General features: G+C 77.9%; 1 protein-coding gene and 1 pseudogene. One reads left to right on the forward strand and one right to left on the reverse strand.

Features of this window, described 5'->3' with window-relative positions; translation table 11 throughout:
• Positions 1-470 (reverse strand): annotated as a pseudogene (locus ACWEVO_RS36235) (CDP-glycerol--glycerophosphate glycerophosphotransferase); the annotation flags it as partial.
• A gap of 6 nt (positions 471-476) precedes the next feature.
• Between ACWEVO_RS36235 and ACWEVO_RS36240 the strand changes: the two are divergent.
• Positions 477-1615, forward strand: a 1139-nt coding sequence (locus ACWEVO_RS36240) for a phage tail protein (protein ID WP_452311899.1), incomplete at its 3' end; no start/stop codon positions are given.

Consider the following 1615-nt stretch of genomic DNA (forward strand, 5'->3'; position numbering starts at 1 on the left):
GGGCGGGCGGGCCGCAGCCGGCCGGCGATCCCGTGCGCCGCCCGCAGCGGCGCGTACGCCGGGTAGCTGTCCGCCGCCACCAGGCGGTGCTTGAGGCCGGCCACCCCGCCGGGGCGCGGGTAGCCGCCCTCCGGCCGGTAGCGGCGGTAGTGCCGGGCCACCCGCCGGAAGAAGGGGCGCCGCAGGTCGGCCGGCATCCGGTGGTCGTTGCCGACCACCACCAGCAGGTGGCTGACCATCAGCGCGAACAGCTCGGCCCGCAGGCCGGCGTCGCCCGGCCGGGTGGCCGACAGCCAGCCGAAGAGCCGGTCGTACTGGTCGAACGCGTCGAAGTGCCGGTCGCTGCGGGTGGAGGTGATCGCGCCGGGGCGGCCCTGGCGGTAGCGGTAGCAGATCCGGTCCAGCACCGCGATCCGCTCCGCCGCGATCAGCAGCGGGTGGCTGAACGGGATGTCCTCGTACCAGCCGGGATGCGGATGGTGCCGCCGGCGCTGCTGCGCGCCGAGCCGGACGGCAGCGAGCCGCCACCGCTGCTCGCCCTGCTGGCGGCCCTGGAGGAGCAGTGGCTGCTGCTCGCCGCGGACGTCGACCGGGTGCTCGACGACGCCTTCCCGGACAGCGCCGCGGCGTGGGCGTTGCCGTACCTGGGCGCGCTGCTCGGGCTGCCGCCCGACGCCGGCCGGCGGGAGATCGCGTACGCCACCGCGCTGCGCCGGCGCAAGGGGACGCCGGCCGCGCTTGAGGACTTCGCCGAGGTCGTCACGGGCTGGTCGGCGCGGGTGCGCGAGGGCTGGACGGCCACCGTGTGGTGCCAGCAGCTGCGCCACCGGGTCCGGCGGACCGCCTCGCTCGACCTGCGCAACGGCGAGCACCTGCTGGCGGGCACCGGGCTCGACCCCGCCCGCCGTTCGGTGACCCCGGGCGGCTCGTACCACCCGGCGGCGGCGACCGTGCACGTGTTCCCGTGGCAGGTGCTCGGCTACGACCAGGTCGAGGCGGCACCGCTGGGCGGCGGCCGGTTCGCGCTGCACCCGCTGGGCGTGAGCGCTCCGCTCTACCTTCGGCCGCGGCCGTTGGAGATCGCCAGCGACGCCGAGGACGAGCGCCTGCCGGGCGAGCCGCCCGTCCCGCGCCGCCCCCGGGCGCCGGGTGAGCTCCCGGTACGCGCCACCTGGCGGCTGATCGACGCGCTCGGCGACGTGAGCTACGGGCCGGTGTGGACCCTCGCGCCCGACCATCCGCTCACCGGCGACGGGCCGGCGCTGCTGGCGTTGACCGTGGACGGCGTGCCGCTGCCCTGGGCGAAGATCGGGCTGACCGCCCTGCCGCCGGTCGGGTCGCCCGCCGCCCCGGCCGGGACGGTGCTGGTCGACCCGTACCGGGGGGTCGTGAAGCCGGCCGGGGATGTGACCGGCACCCTGCGCGCCACCTTCTACCGGGCCGTCCCGGGCCGGCTCGGCGCGCTGGCGAGCACCGCCGAGACCCGCGACGACGCTGGGGTGGTGATCGTCGTCGACCCGGCGTCGGGCCCGCACCCGGCCGGGCAGCTCGTGGTGCCCACGCTGAGCGCCGCGTTCGCCGCCGCCGCGGCGGCGACCAGCAGCCCGAGCGAGCC

The sequence above is a fragment of the Micromonospora sp. NPDC003776 genome (assembly GCF_053605645.1).